The organism is Bacillus cereus group sp. RP32 (assembly GCF_040459735.1).
Lineage (GTDB): Bacteria > Bacillota > Bacilli > Bacillales > Bacillaceae_G > Bacillus_A > Bacillus_A wiedmannii.
Map to the genome: position 1 here is coordinate 4,414,920 of NZ_JARVHO010000001.1, position 19,568 is coordinate 4,434,487.

Here is a 19,568-nt window from a genome sequence, read left to right on the forward strand (position 1 = left end):
ATCCCCTATCCTTCCTTTATTTCATTCCCATTTGCGCTTTACTCGTAGCAAGTTTTTGCCCATCTTTTTCAGTAAATGTAACATTAAAGTTCGCTCCAAGGTCACCATTAATATTTTTTGTCCAGCTAGCAATAATCATTTTAATATCCCCAGCTTGAGACTCCGCTTTATTATCCGGCTCTCCAAACTTTGCGACCACATCTTCATATTTCTCCCCACCCGCACCAGTTAAAGAATCACCAACCTTAATAGCTTCTACGTCAGCTGCTGTAATTTTCTTTTTACTTTCTTTATTTTCTTTCTTCGCTTCTTGCTTCGGCTCTTCTTTTTTCTCATTAGAAGCTTCCTTAGTAGCATCATCACATGCCACTAAACTTAATGCTACAGCACTTCCTAAAACCAATGCTCCTAGTTTTTTTAACATTTCAAATCTTCCCTATTAACTATAATGTAAGATTCCCAAGCCTATCTTAGCAAATAACCCACCCGGAATTTGTCATATTATGTCATGGATAATAAAAAAAGAGCAATGCTGAACATTGCCCCTTTTAATGGGATAAACGCTTCTCCCACTCTCTCACCTTTTCAATTGTTACATCTAATTTTCTTAGCCACTTCCTCTATACTCATTCCTTTAAAGAGCATTCCAGCTGCCGAAAGTGCTTTATCAATTTCTTCTTGCTTCTCCTGTTCATATAAACGACCCACTTTTGTCATCCGTAACCACTCCTTTACTTTTCTATATACCTTCTTCTATTTTATCATCCAACCTCCACAAACCGCCCAAACTCCTTCAAAAATCTCAACTTAAAACTCCCCACAGGCCCATTCCGGTGCTTCGCCACATGAATCTCTGTCATCTCTTTCTGCACCGTTTCCTTATCGTAATAATCCTCTCGATACATAAGCATAATGACATCCGCATCTTGCTCAATTTGTCCTGTCTCTCTTAAATCAGATAAAAGAGGACGCTTATCTTGCCGTGCTTCTACCGAACGAGACAATTGCGACAACGCGACTACACAAACATTTAATTCACGTGCTAATACTTTAAGCTTACGAGAAATTTCACTAATCTCTTGAAATCGATTGCCCTTATGCTTCGGATCGCCCGTAATAAGCTGCAAGTAATCTACAATAACTAAAATCTTTTTATCACCATCCTTCCTCTTTAACTTACGAGTTTGCATCCAAATATCTTGCACCGTAACACCTGCATTGTCGTAAATCTCAAATGGTAGTTCACCAATCTCCGCAAATGCCTTACTCACCTTTTCCCAGTCCTCTATCGCAAAACGATGCTTCGGATTTTTCAGCCTACCTCCTGACACTTCCCCTACACAAGACGCCATCCTTTTTAACAATTGCTTGCTACTCATCTCTAACGAAAACAATCCAACCGCTGCTCCAGACTTCGCCGCATGCAGTCCAACATTTAGCGCAAACGCAGTCTTCCCCATAGAAGGACGCGCTCCAAGAACGACAAAATCACCTTCCTGCAATCCGCACGTCATTTTATTTAGCGATGTATAACCAGTCTCAATACCAGTAATCTCTTTCGCATCTTGATGAAGCTCTTCATATAAATCAACTAGCGCATCCTTCAAATCAAACTCACATACACAGTCCTTTTCCTCTAACTCACAAAGTGCCGTAATCGTCTCACCAATAATTTTCTCATTCTTCTCCGCAATAAGACGCTCTCCCATCTTGTGCCCGAGAACACCTGCCTGATACATTTTCCAGGCACCTCGAACAAGCCCCTCATAATAAGAGAAGTTGGCAGTTGTAGGCACCCCATCCATTAACCCTATAAAATACTCCATTCCCCCGATCCCCTCTAAAAACTTCGGATCTACCCTAGAAATGAACGTCACAAGATCAATCGGTTGCCCCTCTTCTTCCATTTTTCGCATTAACTGAAATATAGACTTGTGCACTGACAGAGAAAAATACTGCTCCGTCAAACGGCACTCCTTAATAAGCTCTCCATCAAGTAATAGAGAACCTAACACCGTCTTTTCCGCCTCCACATTTTGAATACTCATGGACGCCACCCGCGCTCCGCTAAAAAGCGCTGCAACTCTTCCTCAGACGGCGCATTCTTCTCCCACTCCTCACACCTCGCCAAAAACTCCTCCGTCTCCCCCGTACTAACAGACGACTCCTTCTTCCTAAAGCTCGCCGTATCCGCCTCAACCTCAGAAACTTTCGTAAATCCTTTCCCGTGCCAGCCTCTCAAAATCCCCTTTACATAAGCAACCGTCCGCTTATTATTCTCAAACGCAATTTGAAGAGCCTTCAGCACAAGCTCCTCTGACAAATCTTCCATCCACGCACTCAGTTCCTCCACAGTATACGGAGACAAACTACCGAAATGTTGCTCATAAAAGGAAAACACGCGACTTCCCGTCTCTTCCTCTATAACCTCTTCTTCCTCTGTCTCCCCGCAAACTGACTCTACATCATCCACAGCCAAATCACTCGGCATACCGAAATGCGCTAAAAGCATCGGAACATTCAGCTCCTCCTCTACACACTTCTGAAGAAACATATGTACAAACTCCTTATTCTTCACACCCTTCAGCTCACGAAGAACGCACTTCTCCACATTCGTATTCGTCACCGGATTATAACGAAGCCAATTCAAAACGAATAACTCTCGCGTTTCCGCATCATAAAGAATCTTCCCATAATCAATGAAGCGCTGCACAAGCTTATCAACAGTCTCCCGATTATAACCCGTCTCCATCTCCGCTAATCGCTTCGGAAAAGGAAAAATCCCACACTGCGTCGTCTTCGAACAAGTCAGCAAATACACATAAAAATACCGCTCCTCCGGCGTCAAATCCAAAACAAAATCATCCTGCCAAAAATTCACCTGCACAGTACGATACACCGCCATCCCAATTCCTCCCGTCTCCGTTCAAAAGTGAAAACCTCTTCATAATATATATGGGAGGATGGCCGGGTTTTTGGCGTGTTATTTCAAATTTTTTTCGACTCCTACTACGGTGTTTGTTGGTGTTTTTGTTTTGTTATGTTTTTTCTTAGTGATTTATTACTTGGTAGGGGCTTGTAAGGGGCTTATGAGGGACTAGTTATCGGTTACTTCGATTAGGAAGACTCGATCTGAGAAGCCACCTCGTTCTTCTTCTTTCTTTTTACGGATGTTGTTGATTTCTTCTAGTGTTGTACCTTCGTTTTCGGCTAGGGCGTTTATTAGTTCTAGTAGGTCGGATAGTTCTTCGAGTTTATGTTCTTTTGTGTCTGCTTCTAGGTATTCGGTTAGTTCTTCTTGTGTTTTTTTACAGAGTTCTTGTATGTATTCTTCTTTGGATAAGATTCTTGTTGTTGGTTTTTTTCTGTTGGATTTTATTATTTGTGGAATTTTATTTCGTATTAGTTTGTTGTAGGTTGGCATGGGATTTCCCTCCGTTTGGTTTTTCTTCTATTATAATGGAAAAGCAGTTTAACTAGGTGTTAAACTGCTGAATTGCTTCTTTTATATAGTTTTCTTCTTCAGCTGTGAAAAGGGTTGGGAATTCGGATAGTGGGAGGTTTGATTTTTTAAGTATATCCTCTATATCACTTTGAGGTGTATCAAGATAGCTCGTTACCTCTTCTATTACATTGAAAAAATCCTTCAAGGTAACTTGAACGTCATGATGACTCGGATTCTTCTCCTCTTCCTTATACTTTTTCAACTTCCCTATTACATTCATAAATCGCCGATCGAACTTTTCTTTAACTTCCTTATTGCTATAAAACGCTTGAACACACTCATTTGAAAAGTGTTCCTCTAACCATTCCTTATTTTCTTTCTCCCAAATAAAAGTTTCAGCAAAGAAGAAAACAAAGCGATATCTACTGAATATTACCCCAAGCTAAGAAAAAATTCATTTACTTATGGTACAGTCCACTGTATAGATTTAAAGAGCAGTTTTCATTATAAAAAATATCATGTAGTTTCCAAATTACCAAATTTTTATTGCCTCACTAGCTAGTGATTTTTGTCTTTCTTCAATGGTTTCCGTATTCCAATAACGATATTGGGTAATTTGCTTAGTTATTTCTATACTACTTTTACGGTACATTTCTACCTTTTTATCAAACAACTTATTTAGAATTTTTTTATTATATTCATTACCCAATAAAGTAAGATTGCCTAGACGCCATAAATATTCTTCCTGTACATCCTCACTAATATTCCAATCACCTATTGTCACAGGCAATATATGTTCTATATGAACATTATTATTATTAGAAATCTCTATTTCATTACTCATATACAACTTGTTTAGTTTCTTATATATATATCTTATTATTGGCTTTGTTTTTAATGCTACTGTTGCAAAATGTATTTTAAACTCCTCATCATTTATTTTCATCTTATTTATTTTAGTAATCACCTCTTTAGTGGATAATTCATCATTGGAAATTGAATAAGCCAAACCAGCAAAAAATACTTCATATTTATTAGCCACATTCTTAGCAATAATAATATTCCTAAAAATGAGATTTTCAATTTCTTGTGCTACTTGTAATATTTGTTTCTCGTTAAACTGTCTGTTATACATAGCCAATATAACAGGATAAAATGAACTAGCATTAAAGTTTTTCAAAAGAGAGTGTAGATGTAATAACAGGAGGACCGCCTTGCGAAAGTTATTCCATGGCTGGTAAACGTCAAAAAAATGATGAACGTGATCATCTTTATAAACACCTTTCTCGAATTGCAAAAGTAGTAGATGCATCAATACTTTTATTTGAAAATGTAAAAGGTATCCTATCTAAAAAAACAGAAAACCAACAAACTTTTTTCTCTCAAGTTTGTGAGGAATTTGAAAAAAACCAAAATGATGTTTCATTCAGAGTAACATCCTCCCATAAAAAAGATGTACTCCTTAATTGTGCAAATTATGGTGTACCTCAAAATAGAGAGCGCGTATTCATTGTCGGAGTAAACAACAAATACGAAAACACTTATTTTTCCTATCCTCAACAAACACACGGTAGTGATTATTTGATGCCTGTAGTTACTGTTGGACAAGCAATGTTAGACTTACCTGAAGTTAATGTTCTAGAAGAAAACGAGGTCTATGAAAAAGATAATAATTACATTGAAAATTTAGATGATCCTTCACGTAAAAACTTTTTAAAGTTTGTTCGAGGCATATCTCCTTTTTCTTTAACAGAGAATCCTTACGATGGAAAAAATTTAGATTCACATAAAGCTAGTAAACATCTCGATAAAATAATTAAAAGAATGTCCTTGATTCATCAAGGTGAAGGTATGAAAAAAGCAGGCGAAAGACTTATTAAAGAGGGAAAACAAGAACTAAGAGATCAATATTTCCCCAAAAAATTATACGCAGCTAGATACAGACGACTAAAGGATGATAAACCATCCTTTACTGTAACCTCACATTGTTTTGATGAAATTATTCACCCTATAAAAAACAGAGCACTAACTCCGCGTGAAGCTGCTAGGTTACAGTCATTTCCAGACTGGTATATTTTTAAAGGCCCTTATGTAATCTTCCATTCAGATCCGAAACAAGATAGATATGAGCAAATTGGAGATGCTGTTCCACCTTTAGTTGGCTATCATTTAGGATTAGAAATAGTAAATACATTAAATGAAATAGAGAAAGATTCAACTTCTCTTATCTTCAACTAAAAATAAGAGAAATATCATATAAGCTGCATTTAAAATTACAATGCAGTTTATATGACTTTGTTAAACTTTTATGCTGTAATATGTATTATCCCTTTACAAAACCGATAATTATAACCATACGTTTTGAAAATTAATTAGTGTTTATTCGCTCGTTATTTTCCCATACCAACCATCACTCTCCTCCAAAAACCCCCTCGTCTCCCCACTCCCCTTATAAAAACTCTCCCAACCCCGCTCCCTCAAAATCCCCTTCCAACTATCACTCTCCACCATCCTCTTAATCACACCATCCCAATAAGCAACCTCTTCCTCTGTCATATCTTTCGGGCCCATAATACCTTTCCAGTGCTGGAATATGACGTCGATTCCTTGTTCTTTCCATGTTGGAATTTCTGGTAGGCGGTCTAGTCGTTTTGGTGCGGATACGGCTAGTATTTTTATTTTGCCGGCTTTGTATTGTTTTTCGGCTTCGGATAGGGTCATGGTTGCGGCGCTGATTTGTTTGTTCGTTAGGGCGTTTATGATTTTTTCTTTGTTTTCGTAGACGAAGAATTGTAGTTCGGCAGGGTTTATGCCGAATGCTTTGCTTACTTGTACGAATGATAGGTGATCGTCGTTTCCTAGGCCTGGGGCAACACCGATTTTGAAGTTTTTCTTGTCTTGTTTTAGTTGTTCCACTAGTTCGTTTGCGTTTTCTATGCTTGAATCTTTTGAGACGACAACGACTTCCCAGTCCGATGCGAGTGTCGCGAGCGGCGTGAAGTCTTTATATGTTAGTTTACTGTGGCCTAGTAGGTTGTTCGTTATGAGTAAGCTTGAGTTAATCGCCAGTACGTGACCGCCTTTTTGTTTCGTATATTTCCATCCGACATCACCGCTTCCACCTACTTTGTTTGTGACATTGATTGGTTTTGTGAAGATTTTTTCTTCTGCCAGCGTTTTTTGCATCGCCCGCGCTGTTAAGTCCCAGCCTGCTCCTTGAACGTTCGGCGCAACGATTTCTACTTTGTCGATGTTTACTGTATTCGTTTGAGATTCTTCCGAGGAACAACCAGCTATTACTCCTGTCATGATCCATATACATAGTAATAATCGTTTTTTCATAGTCCTCGTCCTATTCGATATTTTCGTTCTGGTCGTCCGATAATGCCGTATGTGTATTCTACTGTGCATTCGTTTGTCACTACTAAGTATTCTAAATATCTTCTTGCGGTTGTTCTGGAGGCCCCCATTTGTTCTCCCATTTCTTCTATTGTAATTCCCTCTTCGAACCCTTTTATAATCCCTTTCACTTTTTGCAGTGTTAATGGATCTACACCTGTCGGTAAGTTTTTTATGTCTTGTGTTTGCGAAGTCCCGAAGAAATTATCGATGAGTGCTTGATTTACTTCATTGTTACTATGTAATAGTTGCTTCTTTCTTTTATAATCTTCAATTGTGCGAACGAATTTTTCTAACGTGACCGGTTTTATAAGGTAGTTACTTACACCATTTCGAATTGCTTTTTCTAACATATGATTTTCATTCGCCGCTGTTACCATAATGACATCAACGTTTGGAAAGTCAGCATGGATTTTCGGCAATAAGTCTGTACCAATTCCATCTGGTAAATAATTATCTAATAGAAGTAAATCGATTTCTTCCCTTTGTAGTAGTTCCATCGTTTCTTTCGCATTCAATGCTTTTCCAATCACTTTTACATCTTTTATTTTTGATAAAAATTCCTCTTGAATTTGCGCGACGCGGAAATCATCTTCTGCAATTGCAACCTTCAACATATGCCCATCCCCCTGTTTGTCATGTACTTTCTCTCAATGTTTTCGGTAGGTAAATTGTAAAAATAGCTCCCCCATTTTTCTCGTTTTGAATTTCAATTGTTCCCTCTAGTAGATCTACCATTTCTTTCACGTTTGCTAGTCCGTAACCACGATCAGTTCCTTTCGTTGAAAATCCTTTTTGAAAAATGGTCGTTATTTTTTCTGCCGGTATCCCTATCCCGCTATCTATCACTTCAAACACAATATCGTGCCCAATATCCGTAACAAAGAAGGACACATTCTTTTCCTCTCGTTCGCTCACCGCATCAAATGCATTATCGATTATGTTTCCAAGAATCGTAATAAGATGCGACACTTTTATATGTTCTGGTAAAGGATGAAGCGCACTATCTCCTTCAATATGAAAATCAATTTTCTTCTCAGACGCTGTTCCGAGTTTTCCTAATAAAATAGCTTGTACTTTCGCATCGTGAATTTGATGAAATAAAATATGATTTTGGCTTTGATGAATATTAGATTCTTGTTGGATAAATTCAATTGCTTCTTTGTAATGTCCTAACTGAAGTAATCCTGATAAGACGAAAAGTTTATTTGTAAATTCATGTGTTTGAGCACGTAAGTCCTCTGAATACTTTCTTACCTCAGATATCGTATTTACTAAGTTTTGCAGTTCTGTTTTATCTCTAAAACTACATACAACGCCTACCGTACTGTTATTTTCGAGTATTGGTGTCCTATTTAAAATAAACACTTTATCTTGAAACGCGATTTCTTGATCGTTTTCTAACACTCTCTCCATATTAAATTCTGGTAAAACTTTTGAAATGTGGTGCTGCATATAATCATCATTTACATGTAGCATCTCTTCTGCCGATGTGTTCATCATCGTAATAAAACCGTTTTGATCGATAGCGATAATCCCTTCTTTTATAGATAGTAGTATCGCGCTTCGTTCCCGGTATAACGCCGCAATTTCATTCGGCTCTAAACCGAGTGTGTCTTTACGAATGCTACGTGCTAAAAGAATACCACCAACAATTCCAGCTAATAATACAGCTAAAGAAAAGAGTATAATTTCTTTCGTTCTGCTCAGTATGTTAGATTCAATACCTTTTATTAAAAACTCTACTGTCACAACGCCTACGACTTGATCATAGTCTCCGTTATGAACAATAATGGGCGCCTTCGCCATTAAAGCAGGACCACTTTCCCCATTTCCTTCAAGCGTATAATAGCCACCAAAAGTGAGTGCTTCATAGTTATATGGATTGTTACTCATTGTGCCAATTAAATCCGAATTAGAATGGGAATACATCACCCCAAAGCGATCTTCTATAATGACATAATCTGCACCAGCTTGCTCACGAACTTGTTCCGCAATGGATTGAATGGTACTTTTATGCTCGTTATTTTGAAAAGCTTCTTTTATAGCTGGCATAAAAGAAAGCGACTTCGCTGTTTGCAGTGCTAGTTGCTCCACTTGGCGCTTCGTATCAACGGACTGAATGTAAACAAATATTCCCGCTAATAGGAGAACAACAAATAAAATTAACGCGATAATTAAGCTTACTATTTTCGTTTGTAATGACACTTTGCGTGATTTCTTCATACTTCATATCCTTTGATAAAATATTCAAAACTATCAATCTCCTTTTTCTATTATTATGACAAAACTAATAATGAAGCAACTATTAAAACTCTCCGTGTACATAAAGTACAAAAAGAATAAAATTGTCATAATATTGAGATTTAATTCTACAGACAGTACAATTCAACTATAATGAACGCGCTTTCATATTTATCATTTTAACTAAGCAAGAGGAGGAACGATTATGGCTCAAGCAAAATCTAATCGAGTCGCCCGCAATATTTTCAAAGGTTCCGTCGGCAATTTAATTGAATGGTACGACTGGTACGTTTACTCTGCTTTCGCTGTTTACTTTTCAGCAGAGTTCTTTCCTAAAGGAGATCCAACGAGCCAATTACTGAACACAGCGGCTATTTTCGCAGTTGGTTTTTTAATGCGCCCTATCGGAAGTTTATTAATGGGACGCTATGCGGATCGGCACGGACGCCGGGCAGCATTAACGCTTTCAATTACGGTTATGGCCGGTGGTTCTTTAATTATCGCCTGTACACCTAGTTACGAAAGCATCGGTATTATGGCACCAATTATTTTAGTTCTTGCCCGTTTACTGCAAGGATTATCACTCGGCGGAGAGTACGGAACTTCCGCAACGTATTTATCTGAAATGGCTAGTAGTGGACGCCGTGGCTTTTATTCAAGTTTCCAATATGTAACGCTCGTTGCTGGGCAAATGGTTGCGTTAGGCGTTCAAATTATTCTTCAGCAATTACTAAGCGAACCGGATATGAAAGCTTGGGGCTGGCGTATTCCATTCATTATTGGAGCGATGGGCGCAGTAGCTGTATTATGGCTTCGCCGTACGATGGATGAGTCGGAGCAATTCGCAAACATAAAATCACAAAAACGCGAAAGCGCAGGAACCGTTCGCGCGCTTATGAAACACCCGAAAGCAGTATTAACAGTAGTCGGCCTAACATTAGGAGGTACTGTCGCATTTTATACGTACACAACATATTTACAAAAGTTCATGGTAAACACAGTCGGTCTTCCGAAAGAAGTTGTAAGCTGGATTAACTTTGTCGCACTACTTATTTTCGTCGTACTTCAGCCAATTGCAGGGCTATTATCCGATAAAATTGGACGCCGCCCACTATTAATGGCTTTCGGTATTCTCGGAACATTACTAACAGCACCGATCTTCTTCTTCCTAGAAAAAACGACAGAACCAATGGTAGCATTTTTACTCATGATGGTCGGCCTCATTATCGTTACTGGTTACACTTCCATTAACGCAATTGTAAAAGCAGAACTCTTCCCAACTGAAATTCGCGCACTAGGCGTAGGTTTACCGTATGCATTAACTGTTGCGATATTTGGCGGAACAGCTGAGTTCATCGCTTTATGGCTAAAAAGTATCGGGATGGAATCACTATTCTACTTCTACGTAGCTGGATGTATCGCGATCAGCTTTATTACGTATTGGCGTATGGATGAGTCATCGAAGACTTCGCAGATTGAGGCGGAGCTTGGTGGTGGGGATCAATTAGTTAATAATAAATCTAGTTAAAATGATGTATTCTATAATCATCGTTTACCTGAAAAAGCATAATTCATTAATATGAAATTCAAAAACCTCTACTTATATGTAGAGGTTTTTGAATTTTATAACAGAAAAGATAATCAATTGTAAAAAATAGTATCCTTGTACCAGAAGTATATGTATAGCTTGGGTTAATTTTTTGTTACTTTCTATTGAAACCATATTAGCATTCCAAAGAAAAATTCCCTATACAAATCTTTAATTGATACGATAATCTATGGATAAAATTAATATTTTATTTATATTAAAACATCGAAAAGAGGTGATACTTTGAACAAATGGGCTATATTATCTTTATCCTGTGTACCTTATGCTCTTGTAACTATAATAAATGAGCATACATTAGAAATAGGTGGATCCGCGAATATCTTTTGGAAAATTGGTTTATTTGCACCACTTATAGGCGTTTTATTTTCAGCTGGAGCCAGTAAAACTTACCAACGCGTTATGCTTGCCATATTTAATTTTAGTTACTATTTTGTACTCTACATCTATATGATATACACTTTTTAAAATACTCTTATATTCGTTTTATGAACATATATTTTGGAGAGAAAATCATGAAAAATAAAACATACTATTTATCAATAATTTTCACCAGTCTTGTTTGTTTATTTTTATTTACAAAAGCTTTAGGATTTATCTTCTGGATAAATGGTGCACCAATAGACAAATGGGTACCTTGGGTTGGTTTATTTGCTATTCCGATTTTCATCTACTACTCTTTTCCAGGACAAAGTTTTAAAAAAACACAAAAAATTGTCACCATAGTTATAATAATAGTTCAAATCATATGGCTAAAATGGGCCATTAATCAGCCTAAATATTATGTATATGTTAACAGTAATAACATTCTTCCATCTCCATATATAATTCAGGAGACTCCAAATTCAGATACTCCTATTTCTCTTGGTCAAAGAATTTTAACTAACTATACATTTTATAAATCAATTCATTCATATCTATATGTAAGAGAAAATGTCACAGAAAGTGATCAAGGCATTGTTGATTGGATAAAACATTTTGATAGCGAAATAAAAGAAGAAGACGACGGGCGCATCTATATAGAAACTTATAAGGGGAAGTTATTTTTCAAGTAAATTGTAAAAGGGAGAACTCAATTTGAAATCTCCCTTTTACTATCTACTCTCCAAATATAAAAGTAGATACAACAATTTTTGGAGCTTGCAGCATAAGATACAATTCCATTAGGAATCTATACGCTTTATTACCTTTTATTCTATTTTTGCACTAGAACCTTCTTTTTTGCTTTGTTCTTTGAGATATGCTTTTTCTTCTTTTGGAGTAGCTAATCTTTTTGCTTTTCCAGTACTTTCTCCACCTGCTTGCTCCCACATATAATCATGTTCCTCAACCGCTTGAGAAAAATCACCTTTTTCCCAACGATTTAAAATCTCAACATATTTTTCTTTTTCAATTATTTTATCGCTTTGATCTAACAAGTGACGAAGCTTTTTAATATTCTCAGGAGACATTACGATAAAACCACTCTTTTTATCAGCTATTACTTTTTGATGCAACATTTTGTGCATAGAGTCGATTATGACACCCTCAGAGTTGACCAAATCGTCAATTTCCTCACCTTTTGCATCAACTGTTCTCTCTTGTATTTGCTTATTGTCACTTCCGGGATTGAAAAACATTCCTACCATATATCCTATAAATATACCAAATACCATGATACTGACTACAATCATCGAAAACTTTTTCCATCTATCCATTTGCAATATCCCCCCACTCATTTCTCTAATCAATTACCAAGGCGTTCTGAACATAAATATCTTATATTCTTTAAGATGTATATCTTTAGAGTATTAAATAAACAGAAAAACAGCCGACTCTTTGTATAAAAGTCGGCTGCTTTCTTATCATTCAAGCTCTCCCTTGCGAAGGAGTTCAACAACTACTTGTGAATGACCTAACACTAGCTTTTGCATTACATTTGAGGTGCAAAAGCGTATTATAAACAATAAAACACCACAATCTCAACACATTTTCATATACAAAAATATTTGAATCGCCAAACAGAGTAACTTATCCCAAAATTAAAAAGACCACCAAAAAGCAGTCCCTCAAAACTCAATCCTATTCCCAACCCCATTCTCCACCGCTTTCTCATACAAATACTTCGCAACGATAATATCCACTACTGCCAAACCAACCGATTTGAAAATAGTAATCTCTTCATCGTTTTCGCGGCCGGCTTTTTCCCCGCTTATGATTTGGCCGAGTTCAGCGTGGATGTCGCTTGCTTCAAATAAACCTTCTCGCACTGGAACTTGAAGGTCTCCTGTTTCTTCTAGTGCTGCTTCTTTTGATTCGACTACTACTTTGTTTGCGTCCGCGATGGCGTGGGATGGTAGTTCTTGCATGTTCGGTTTGAATGAGCCAACGGCGTTTACGTGGACGCCTTTTTGTAGTTTTTTTGAGAAGACTGGTGTGGATGCGTTCGTAGTTGTGACGATGATGTCTGCTTCGCTTATTGCTTCATTTGCATTTGTGTAAACATAAGCAGGTTTATTGAATCTCTCTTGTATAAATTGTGCAAATGCATACGCCTTTTCTTCTGTTCGATTGTATAAAATGACTTTTTCGATATCTCGAACCGCAAATACAGCTTCGGCAATCCCTTTTGCCTGTTCACCGGTCCCGATGATACATAAAGTTTTTGCGTTATGACGAGCTAAATGTTTTGTCGCTACTCCTGATAGAGCCCCTGTTCGAATTATCGTTAAGTAGGATCCTTCTAAAAGTGCGAGCGGTTCTCCCGTTTGAAAGTCTGATAGCATAACAATCCCGTTTATCGTTTTCTTTCCTATCTTTTTGTTCTCGGGGACTACTGTTACTACTTTTAAGCCAAGTGCCTCAATTCCTTCCGCTACTGAAGGCATAATTAATGCCGTATTTTGCTCGTTCGCAAATGGTAATGAGCTGCGAATTGGTGTAATCGTTCTTTCTGCGGAAAACTCTTTTAAAGCAAACGCCGCATATTCAATGACTTCGTTCATATTTACTAAGTTTCGTTGTTCGTTCGCGCTTATGACTAGCATATCTTTCCACCTCCTCCTTCTACTCTAACAAAAATCCCCTATTCAAATCATCTCTCGGGTCTACAACAAACTGATGAAATCCTGTAATAAATGTATTCCCCGTTACTTTCGGAATGACAGCTTCATATGTATCTACTGCGGTTACCGACAATACTTCTCCCTCGAATTTCCCGTCAGTAATGCATTCGTGGACGAAAATTTCTCCCTTTTGTAAGGTATCTCTTTCAAAAAGAGTTGCGATTCTTGCGGAAGTTCCTGTGCCGCAAGGAGAACGATCTACTTGCCCATCAGCGAAAATCGTTACATTTCGTAAAGTTGCGTCTTTCCCTTTCGGTTCATCTGAAAAAATAACGCCGTATATTCCTTTTAAACCTTCTTCAAGTGGGTGCTTTACTTCCATTTGACTCTCGATGTAGTGCTTAATTTTACCGCCCCACGTTTGAATAGCAGATAAGTCTTTGAAATCGACTTTCAAACCAAATTCTTTACTATCTACTACCGCGTAGAATGCTCCACCAAACGCGATATCTACTTGAAATTCATAGTTATCTATTTTAATAGGAACGTCTTTCTTATATACAAATGAAGGAACATTTTCAAATGATACGGACTCTACTTCGCTCCCCTTATATTTTGCGTATGCAATTACTTCCCCAGCAGGGCTATCAATAATGAACTTTTGTTTCTCACCTGTCACTTCAAACATACCTGTTTCAATTCCGACTGTAATAACAGCAATAATGCCATGACCACACATCGTACTCCAGCCTTCATTGTGCATAAATAATACACCAAAATCAGCGTGAGCACTTGCAGGTGGAGTAATGATACAACCGTACATACCGTGATGTCCTCTCGGTTCATACATAAGAACTTTGCGAAGATGGTCCAAATTCTCCATACAGTACGCGCGTCTTTCTAGTTGCGTTTCCCCTTTTATTTCTGGCACGCCGCCTGTAATAATTCGAAGCGGTTCCCCAGCTACGTGAGCATCAATTGTCGTGTACACTTTACTAACCTTCATTTCTATCTCTCCCCTATATGTTGATACTATTTTTATTGCAAATATCATGCCAACGCATAGGGTATAAATTTGTATACATTGTGTAAAAAAGCATACACTACTGTCTATTTTTTTATACACGGTCCGGAAATTATTTTATGGAACACCTTGATACAGCCAGGCTTATTATTTTCAATGGAAAGTTACTTCCACCCCCAACATATACTGTTCAAAAGCAAAAAGGAAGTGATCCAATGTATTACGGAACAAAAGGCTGGTACGTAGCTGAATTTAAAAAATTAGGCGTGCGCTATCTTGAAGGACGAAAACTAGAAAGTTACCGCGGGCACGTCTTACGCAATTTATTACTTGCACAACAAGAGAAATTAAAAGAACAGTAATATACTAATGTAACGATATCGTCGATTCAACATAGGATATCGACTTATCGACAAATTCCGCTAATTCATCTATCTACACTACCAACCAATCACACATCAATATCAAACAAAAAAGGTCACCCAAACGGGTGACCTTCCTTTCTTATTCACAAACAAGAATTTGTCTAGTAAATGATCCTTTTCTTGTAATACAGCGATCTGTAATTTCAAATCCTGCTTCATGAATCATGTCGTCCATCGTTTCCATCGTGACAACGACTACTTTTTTAGCGATGCGGCGCGCGCTTGAAAGAATGGAGAACTGGTCTTCTGGTGTTGCATGCGTAAATAAGTCGTACGGCATATCAATAATTGCAACATCGTAGTTCTCAGTAATTTCTTCAATTGGGCCTTTTGTTACTGTTCCTTCAAATCCGAAATGTGCGATGTTTTTTCTCGTTCCAAGAACTACAAGTGGATTTATATCTCTACCAACGATGTTAATCCCCATAGAAAGTGCTTCTACTACTACTGTTCCAATACCGCAGCACGGGTCAATTGCTCGTACTCCATCTGGATTTGGTACAGCAATATTTGCAACTGATCTCGCAACACGTGTGCTAAGAGATGTCGAATAACTATGCGGTTTTTTTATGTGATGATACCAAACTGGCTCACTTTCTACATAGTGTCCGAAGTACCAGCGTCCTTCAAGAGGAACAATCCCGAATACACGCTCTGGATTACGAACATCCGCTTCTCCTTCAATATGCATACCGAGGTCGCGTTCAATGAGACGTCTTTCCCCATATTCAATTTTATTTTCTTTGCCAAGATCATTGATTTTTACGAAGATAACTTTAAATGACGCCCCCGCCAAATCAATTTGTTCCACTTGTTTTAAAATACTTTCTAAGTCGTCTCCTTCATACATAACCTCAACGCGCTCTTTCATAAACGCACTTCTACTCGGATCAATTTTGACATCACTTTTCAAAATATTAACGTGAGACTCCATTCCAAAGAACGAGCGCATTTCCAAGTAACATAAAGCACGCTCCTCCTCACGAAACGCATACGTATATATACATGCAGGTGTTGTACTATGATTACTCAATCTATTATCATCCTTTATCGTTTAAAATTATTATGATTACAATTATTCGAATATCTTTTTTACGTAAAATTAAATGATATCACATGCCAGAAATAAAGAGAAACGTTAATAAATAAAAGAGACTGCCTATTGGCAATCTCTTTTTATTTATTAACGGAAAGAAGATACTTTCTTACCCTTTGCTTCGTAATAATCTAAAATACCTTGATAAATCGCTTCTGCTGCAGCTTGTCTCTGTTTTGGTGTAGCAATTTTATCTGCATCGGTTTTGTTATCTACAAATGCTAATTCTGTTAATACAGCTGGCATTGTATTTTCTCTAGTTACGTATAAGTCCTGATGTTTCGCACCACGATCTTTTGTTCCAAGTGCTGCTACAAGACGGTCTTGAATTTTTTGTGCTAATAACTTACTGTCTTCTACATGCGGATTCGTTACTTTTGCTCTTGCTGACTTATAATATAATGTTTCTGTACCTTCTCCATTTTTCTTTTCAGAACCATTGGCATGAATACTTACAAAAATATCTCCATTATGTTCCTGTGCAAACTCTACACGTTTCTTTAATGAATCAGGACCACTTGTTCCTGGGCGTGTATCATCTGTACGAGTGAACATAACAGTAAATGGTGCCTTTTGCTCAAATATTTTCTTTAATCGTAATGATACATCTAATACAGTTTGACTTTCTTTCTCATAATAACCAGGATTACCTGAGTCAATTCCACCGTGACCTGGATCAATAATAATTGCTTTACCTTCTAAGAAGTTCTCTTGTTTTACTGGGTTTAATTGATTTTTATCAACCCATTGGAAGCCAGCGCCTACGCGAATACGAATCCAGCTGCCACTCTCTTCCATGATCGTTACTGTCTGTGCATTATATGTACCTAGCACTTTAGAACTATGTGAAGCTGTTTCATATGCAGTAAAGTCTTGGTTAATTGTTTCTGTTTTTTCTTGTAGAGGTGTCCACTTCTCACCTTTACTTGTTACAATTTTCAACCAGCCGTCTGCTCTTTGCTCTTTCACTTCAACCATTTGTGGCTTATGCTGAACGTCAGTAATACCAGATGATAATGATGGTTGATGATATGTAATAAAGTTTCTGTTCATATACATTCTTTTTGATGTATTTGTTTTATTTTTATCAGCCTTCGCAATGAACTGAGCTGCTTCTGCACGAGTTACAGTTCCTTCAGGATTCCAGCCATTTCCCGTACCATTAGAAATCTCTAAGGCTACTAAAATATTAGCTTGTTTCTTACCCCAATGAGGTTCCAAATCTTTAAACTGTGTTGGAAGTTCTCCAATAATTTTCTTATCTAATGAGTACGCTTGTACTAACATAGATGCCATAGATGCACGGTTCATTTTATTGAATGGATTAAATTTACCAGTACCATCTCCATTAATTACCCCTGCTTTTTCCACTGCAGCAATGTACGGTGCTGCCCAATGGCTCTGTGCGTCTTTAAAAGATGGTTTTGCTTTTGGATCAATCGGTAAACCAAGAACGACTGCTATGATTTTTGCAGCTGATCCTCTATCTACTGCTTCAGATGGAGAAAACGTTCCATCTGGCTTTCCATCAAGCGCTTTTTTTCCTACTAAATAATTAACTGATTCTTGCGCCCATGTAGGAACATCCGAAAACTTCTTCGCTGCTGCGAAACTACTTACTGGAGACGATAATAAACTTGCGGCTAAAATACCTGCCGCGACTGCACGATACTTCATAAAAAATAATACTCCTCTCGACAATCACTTTTTAATAACGCGTAATCTTAATATATAAATTTCAATAAATCCGAACAAAAAAAATTAATGCGCCTCTATCATTTTATAATACTCGAATTATGTAGTAAACCTACTTTCTTAATATTGTAAAATAAAATACAATTAATTTACTTTTTGTTAAATAAAGTCGATTTCTCTGCAAACAAAAAATAGGCCACTAAAGGTAGCCTATTTCTTTTCTTATTCTGCAATCATCTCTGATAATACATATGCATAAACAAGTGCTTCTGTATGAGCAATCGAACTTTCATGTGTACGCTCAAATGCATGAGAAGAATCAATACCCGCTCCAATTAATGCATGTTTCACATCAAATCCAGCGTGAATCGCAGCTGATGCATCCGATCCATAGTACGGATAAATATCTACTTTATATTCAATATGATTCGTTTTCGCAAGCTCTACTAAATGTTTACGCAATGCATAATGATACGGACCACTAGAGTCTTTTGCACAAATAGATACAGTATACTCGTCAGATGCTTGTCCATCACCTAGCGCTCCCATATCAACTGCTAAATATTCAACCGTTTCTTCTGGAATGTTAGAGTTACCACCGTATCCAATCTCTTCATTATTAGAAATTAAGAAATGAGTTGTATATGGTAATGTTATGTTTTCATCTTGTAATCTCTTAATTAATTTTAATAGAATCGCAACACTTACTTTGTCATCTAAATGACGTGATTTTATGTATCCACTCTCTGTAATTTGAACGCGCGGGTCAAATGAAACGAAGTCTCCTACTTCAATTCCTAATTCGCGTACTTCATCAGCTGAAAATACACGCTCATCAATACGAACTTCAATATTTTTCTCATCGCGTTTCGCTTCACCTGCATCTTTATATACATGCACAGATGTTTGATGCATTAAAATCGTTCCTGTATACGTCTTACCGCTTGATGTTTCAATTTCGCAATATTCTCCTTCTACAGAGTTCCAGCGAAATCCGCCAATCATAGAAAGACTCAGACGACCGTCAGGCTTAATTTCTTTCACCATCGCACCTAACGTATCAACGTGTGCCGTTAATAAACGGTGCTGTGCATCATTTTTCCCTTTTACCGTTAAAATGAGAGCGCCTTTATTGTTACGCTTCGTTTCTACATTCCACTCACTTACATAGTTTTCAATAAAACGAATGATTTTCTCTGTATTTCCAGATGGACTTGGAATAGAGACAAGCTCCTTAATAAGTTCCATCGTTTCTTTCGCATGATGTGCCATTGTCGTTCCCTCCTCATTTTCTCTATTATTTAGTATACCGAATTTACTATAAATCCTCTACTCATATAGCTTAATTTTCTAAATTGCGGTAAAATTCTTTTTAGTATACAAAAGGAGTTATAAAATATGAATATATCAAAAAAATATATACACATTGCACTCATTTGGTTTTTAGCATCATTATTTTGTTTACAAGTTTCTTATGCAGTTCACACTACTACTTCTATTACAATTGGCTGGGTATTAACAGTTATCTTCTTCATTATTAGTTTAATTGCAACAAAAAAGCATAGCGTTACTCACTAACGCTATGCTTTC

The 19,568-nt window shown here is 37.3% G+C and carries 19 protein-coding genes and 3 pseudogenes; 6 read left to right on the forward strand and 16 right to left on the reverse strand.

What is annotated here, in order from left to right; translation table 11 throughout:
• Positions 1-16 precede the first annotated feature (16 nt).
• The 7 genes and pseudogenes from QCI46_RS22800 to QCI46_RS22830 form a co-directional block, all read right to left on the reverse strand.
• On the reverse strand, positions 17-424 hold the full coding sequence (locus tag QCI46_RS22800) for a DUF3862 domain-containing protein (RefSeq protein WP_353841475.1): 408 nt from the start codon (positions 422-424) through the stop codon (positions 17-19).
• Between the two features lie 124 nt (positions 425-548).
• Positions 549-717, reverse strand: a pseudogene (locus QCI46_RS22805) (MerR family transcriptional regulator).
• A gap of 44 nt (positions 718-761) precedes the next feature.
• Positions 762-2,048 carry a replicative DNA helicase gene (dnaB, locus tag QCI46_RS22810; protein WP_353841476.1) on the reverse strand — a complete coding sequence of 429 codons (1,287 nt, stop codon included), beginning with the start codon at positions 2,046-2,048 and terminating at the stop codon, positions 762-764.
• Entirely contained in the window at positions 2,045-2,905 is an 861-nt protein-coding gene (locus QCI46_RS22815) for a DnaD domain-containing protein (protein ID WP_353841477.1), read from the reverse strand. The genes dnaB and QCI46_RS22815 overlap by 4 nt, the downstream gene beginning before the upstream one ends.
• 192 nt (positions 2,906-3,097) lie before the next feature.
• A complete protein-coding gene (locus QCI46_RS22820) occupies positions 3,098-3,424 on the reverse strand; it encodes a nucleoside triphosphate pyrophosphohydrolase (protein ID WP_353841478.1) in 327 nt (108 codons plus the stop codon).
• Positions 3,425-3,476: 52 nt separating this feature from the next.
• A pseudogene (locus QCI46_RS22825) lies at positions 3,477-3,871 on the reverse strand (MerR family transcriptional regulator); the annotation flags it as partial.
• A gap of 106 nt (positions 3,872-3,977) precedes the next feature.
• Entirely contained in the window at positions 3,978-4,580 is a 603-nt protein-coding gene (locus tag QCI46_RS22830; protein ID WP_353841479.1) for an HNH endonuclease family protein, read from the reverse strand.
• Positions 4,581-4,633: 53 nt separating this feature from the next.
• Between QCI46_RS22830 and QCI46_RS22835 the strand changes: the two are divergent.
• Positions 4,634-5,683: pseudogene (locus QCI46_RS22835) on the forward strand (DNA cytosine methyltransferase); the annotation flags it as partial.
• Between the two features lie 141 nt (positions 5,684-5,824).
• Here the strand turns inward: QCI46_RS22835 and QCI46_RS22840 are convergent.
• Genes QCI46_RS22840 through QCI46_RS22850 form a run of 3 tightly spaced genes read right to left on the reverse strand, consistent with a single transcriptional unit; the run spans position 5,825 to position 9,070 of the window.
• Positions 5,825-6,787 carry a tripartite tricarboxylate transporter substrate binding protein gene (locus QCI46_RS22840; RefSeq protein WP_353841480.1) on the reverse strand — a complete coding sequence of 321 codons (963 nt, stop codon included), beginning with the start codon at positions 6,785-6,787 and terminating at the stop codon, positions 5,825-5,827.
• A complete protein-coding gene (locus tag QCI46_RS22845) occupies positions 6,784-7,461 on the reverse strand; it encodes a response regulator (protein WP_353841481.1) in 678 nt (225 codons plus the stop codon). The genes QCI46_RS22840 and QCI46_RS22845 overlap by 4 nt, the downstream gene beginning before the upstream one ends.
• Positions 7,462-7,480: 19 nt before the next feature.
• Positions 7,481-9,070 carry an ATP-binding protein gene (locus tag QCI46_RS22850; RefSeq protein ID WP_353841482.1) on the reverse strand — a complete coding sequence of 530 codons (1,590 nt, stop codon included), beginning with the start codon at positions 9,068-9,070 and terminating at the stop codon, positions 7,481-7,483.
• 223 nt (positions 9,071-9,293) lie between these two features.
• Here QCI46_RS22850 and QCI46_RS22855 point away from each other — a divergent pair, with 223 nt between their 5' ends.
• From QCI46_RS22855 to QCI46_RS22865, 3 genes are all read left to right on the forward strand, one after another.
• Positions 9,294-10,616: an MFS transporter gene (locus QCI46_RS22855; protein WP_353841483.1), complete on the forward strand. Its 1,323-nt coding sequence runs from the start codon at positions 9,294-9,296 to the stop codon at positions 10,614-10,616.
• Positions 10,617-10,919: 303 nt separating this feature from the next.
• Positions 10,920-11,162, forward strand: a complete 243-nt coding sequence (locus QCI46_RS22860) for a hypothetical protein (protein ID WP_353841484.1) — start codon at positions 10,920-10,922, stop codon at positions 11,160-11,162.
• A 47-nt stretch (positions 11,163-11,209) separates the two neighbouring features.
• Positions 11,210-11,749, forward strand: coding sequence for a hypothetical protein (locus tag QCI46_RS22865; RefSeq protein WP_353841485.1), 540 nt, complete (start codon positions 11,210-11,212; stop codon positions 11,747-11,749).
• A gap of 135 nt (positions 11,750-11,884) precedes the next feature.
• Here the strand turns inward: QCI46_RS22865 and QCI46_RS22870 are convergent, their stop codons facing one another.
• The 3 genes from QCI46_RS22870 to QCI46_RS22880 all read right to left on the reverse strand — a co-directional run bounded on the left by QCI46_RS22870 (position 11,885) and on the right by QCI46_RS22880 (position 14,744).
• Complete coding sequence (locus QCI46_RS22870; protein ID WP_353841486.1) at positions 11,885-12,391, reverse strand: PRK06770 family protein; 507 nt, start codon at positions 12,389-12,391, stop codon at positions 11,885-11,887.
• Between the two features lie 351 nt (positions 12,392-12,742).
• Positions 12,743-13,720 carry an ornithine cyclodeaminase family protein gene (locus QCI46_RS22875; RefSeq protein ID WP_353841487.1) on the reverse strand — a complete coding sequence of 326 codons (978 nt, stop codon included), beginning with the start codon at positions 13,718-13,720 and terminating at the stop codon, positions 12,743-12,745.
• Positions 13,721-13,739: 19 nt separating this feature from the next.
• Positions 13,740-14,744 carry a proline racemase family protein gene (locus QCI46_RS22880; protein ID WP_353841488.1) on the reverse strand — a complete coding sequence of 335 codons (1,005 nt, stop codon included), beginning with the start codon at positions 14,742-14,744 and terminating at the stop codon, positions 13,740-13,742.
• Between the two features lie 137 nt (positions 14,745-14,881).
• Here QCI46_RS22880 and QCI46_RS22885 point away from each other — a divergent pair, with 137 nt between their 5' ends.
• Positions 14,882-15,124 (forward strand): YflJ family protein, encoded by a 243-nt coding sequence (locus QCI46_RS22885; RefSeq protein WP_353841489.1) that lies wholly within the window; start codon positions 14,882-14,884, stop codon positions 15,122-15,124.
• A 142-nt stretch (positions 15,125-15,266) separates the two neighbouring features.
• On the opposite strand, the gene QCI46_RS22890 is transcribed toward QCI46_RS22885, so the two are convergent.
• The 3 genes from QCI46_RS22890 to QCI46_RS22900 all read right to left on the reverse strand — a co-directional run bounded on the left by QCI46_RS22890 (position 15,267) and on the right by QCI46_RS22900 (position 19,250).
• Complete coding sequence (locus QCI46_RS22890) at positions 15,267-16,220, reverse strand: TRM11 family SAM-dependent methyltransferase (protein ID WP_353841490.1); 954 nt, start codon at positions 16,218-16,220, stop codon at positions 15,267-15,269.
• 150 nt (positions 16,221-16,370) lie between these two features.
• The gene (locus QCI46_RS22895) at positions 16,371-17,960 is read right to left on the reverse strand and encodes an N-acetylmuramoyl-L-alanine amidase (protein WP_353841491.1); all 1,590 of its coding nucleotides are present in this window, start codon (positions 17,958-17,960) and stop codon (positions 16,371-16,373) included.
• 240 nt (positions 17,961-18,200) lie between these two features.
• Positions 18,201-19,250 carry a M42 family metallopeptidase gene (locus QCI46_RS22900; protein ID WP_098857240.1) on the reverse strand — a complete coding sequence of 350 codons (1,050 nt, stop codon included), beginning with the start codon at positions 19,248-19,250 and terminating at the stop codon, positions 18,201-18,203.
• A 126-nt stretch (positions 19,251-19,376) separates the two neighbouring features.
• Between QCI46_RS22900 and QCI46_RS22905 the strand changes: the two genes are divergently transcribed.
• The gene (locus QCI46_RS22905; RefSeq protein ID WP_087985735.1) at positions 19,377-19,556 is read left to right on the forward strand and encodes a hypothetical protein; all 180 of its coding nucleotides are present in this window, start codon (positions 19,377-19,379) and stop codon (positions 19,554-19,556) included.
• The last annotated feature ends 12 nt before the right edge of the window (positions 19,557-19,568 follow it).

What these genes read in the sequence shown, in the direction of transcription:
- QCI46_RS22800 (WP_353841475.1), bottom strand. Translation starts at nt 424, where the DNA reads ATGTTAAAAAAACTAGGAGCATTGGTTTTAGGAAGTGCTGTAGCATTA.
- dnaB (WP_353841476.1), bottom strand. Translation starts at nt 2,048, where the DNA reads ATGAGTATTCAAAATGTGGAGGCGGAAAAGACGGTGTTAGGTTCTCTA.
- QCI46_RS22815 (WP_353841477.1), bottom strand. Translation starts at nt 2,905, where the DNA reads ATGGCGGTGTATCGTACTGTGCAGGTGAATTTTTGGCAGGATGATTTT.
- QCI46_RS22820 (WP_353841478.1), bottom strand. Translation starts at nt 3,424, where the DNA reads ATGCCAACCTACAACAAACTAATACGAAATAAAATTCCACAAATAATA.
- QCI46_RS22830 (WP_353841479.1), bottom strand. Translation starts at nt 4,580, where the DNA reads ATGTATAACAGACAGTTTAACGAGAAACAAATATTACAAGTAGCACAA.
- QCI46_RS22840 (WP_353841480.1), bottom strand. Translation starts at nt 6,787, where the DNA reads ATGAAAAAACGATTATTACTATGTATATGGATCATGACAGGAGTAATA.
- QCI46_RS22845 (WP_353841481.1), bottom strand. Translation starts at nt 7,461, where the DNA reads ATGTTGAAGGTTGCAATTGCAGAAGATGATTTCCGCGTCGCGCAAATT.
- QCI46_RS22850 (WP_353841482.1), bottom strand. Translation starts at nt 9,070, where the DNA reads ATGAAGAAATCACGCAAAGTGTCATTACAAACGAAAATAGTAAGCTTA.
- QCI46_RS22855 (WP_353841483.1), top strand. Translation starts at nt 9,294, where the DNA reads ATGGCTCAAGCAAAATCTAATCGAGTCGCCCGCAATATTTTCAAAGGT.
- QCI46_RS22865 (WP_353841485.1), top strand. Translation starts at nt 11,210, where the DNA reads ATGAAAAATAAAACATACTATTTATCAATAATTTTCACCAGTCTTGTT.
- QCI46_RS22870 (WP_353841486.1), bottom strand. Translation starts at nt 12,391, where the DNA reads ATGGATAGATGGAAAAAGTTTTCGATGATTGTAGTCAGTATCATGGTA.
- QCI46_RS22875 (WP_353841487.1), bottom strand. Translation starts at nt 13,720, where the DNA reads ATGCTAGTCATAAGCGCGAACGAACAACGAAACTTAGTAAATATGAAC.
- QCI46_RS22880 (WP_353841488.1), bottom strand. Translation starts at nt 14,744, where the DNA reads ATGAAGGTTAGTAAAGTGTACACGACAATTGATGCTCACGTAGCTGGG.
- QCI46_RS22885 (WP_353841489.1), top strand. Translation starts at nt 14,882, where the DNA reads ATGGAACACCTTGATACAGCCAGGCTTATTATTTTCAATGGAAAGTTA.
- QCI46_RS22895 (WP_353841491.1), bottom strand. Translation starts at nt 17,960, where the DNA reads ATGAAGTATCGTGCAGTCGCGGCAGGTATTTTAGCCGCAAGTTTATTA.
- QCI46_RS22900 (WP_098857240.1), bottom strand. Translation starts at nt 19,250, where the DNA reads ATGGCACATCATGCGAAAGAAACGATGGAACTTATTAAGGAGCTTGTC.
- QCI46_RS22905 (WP_087985735.1), top strand. Translation starts at nt 19,377, where the DNA reads ATGAATATATCAAAAAAATATATACACATTGCACTCATTTGGTTTTTA.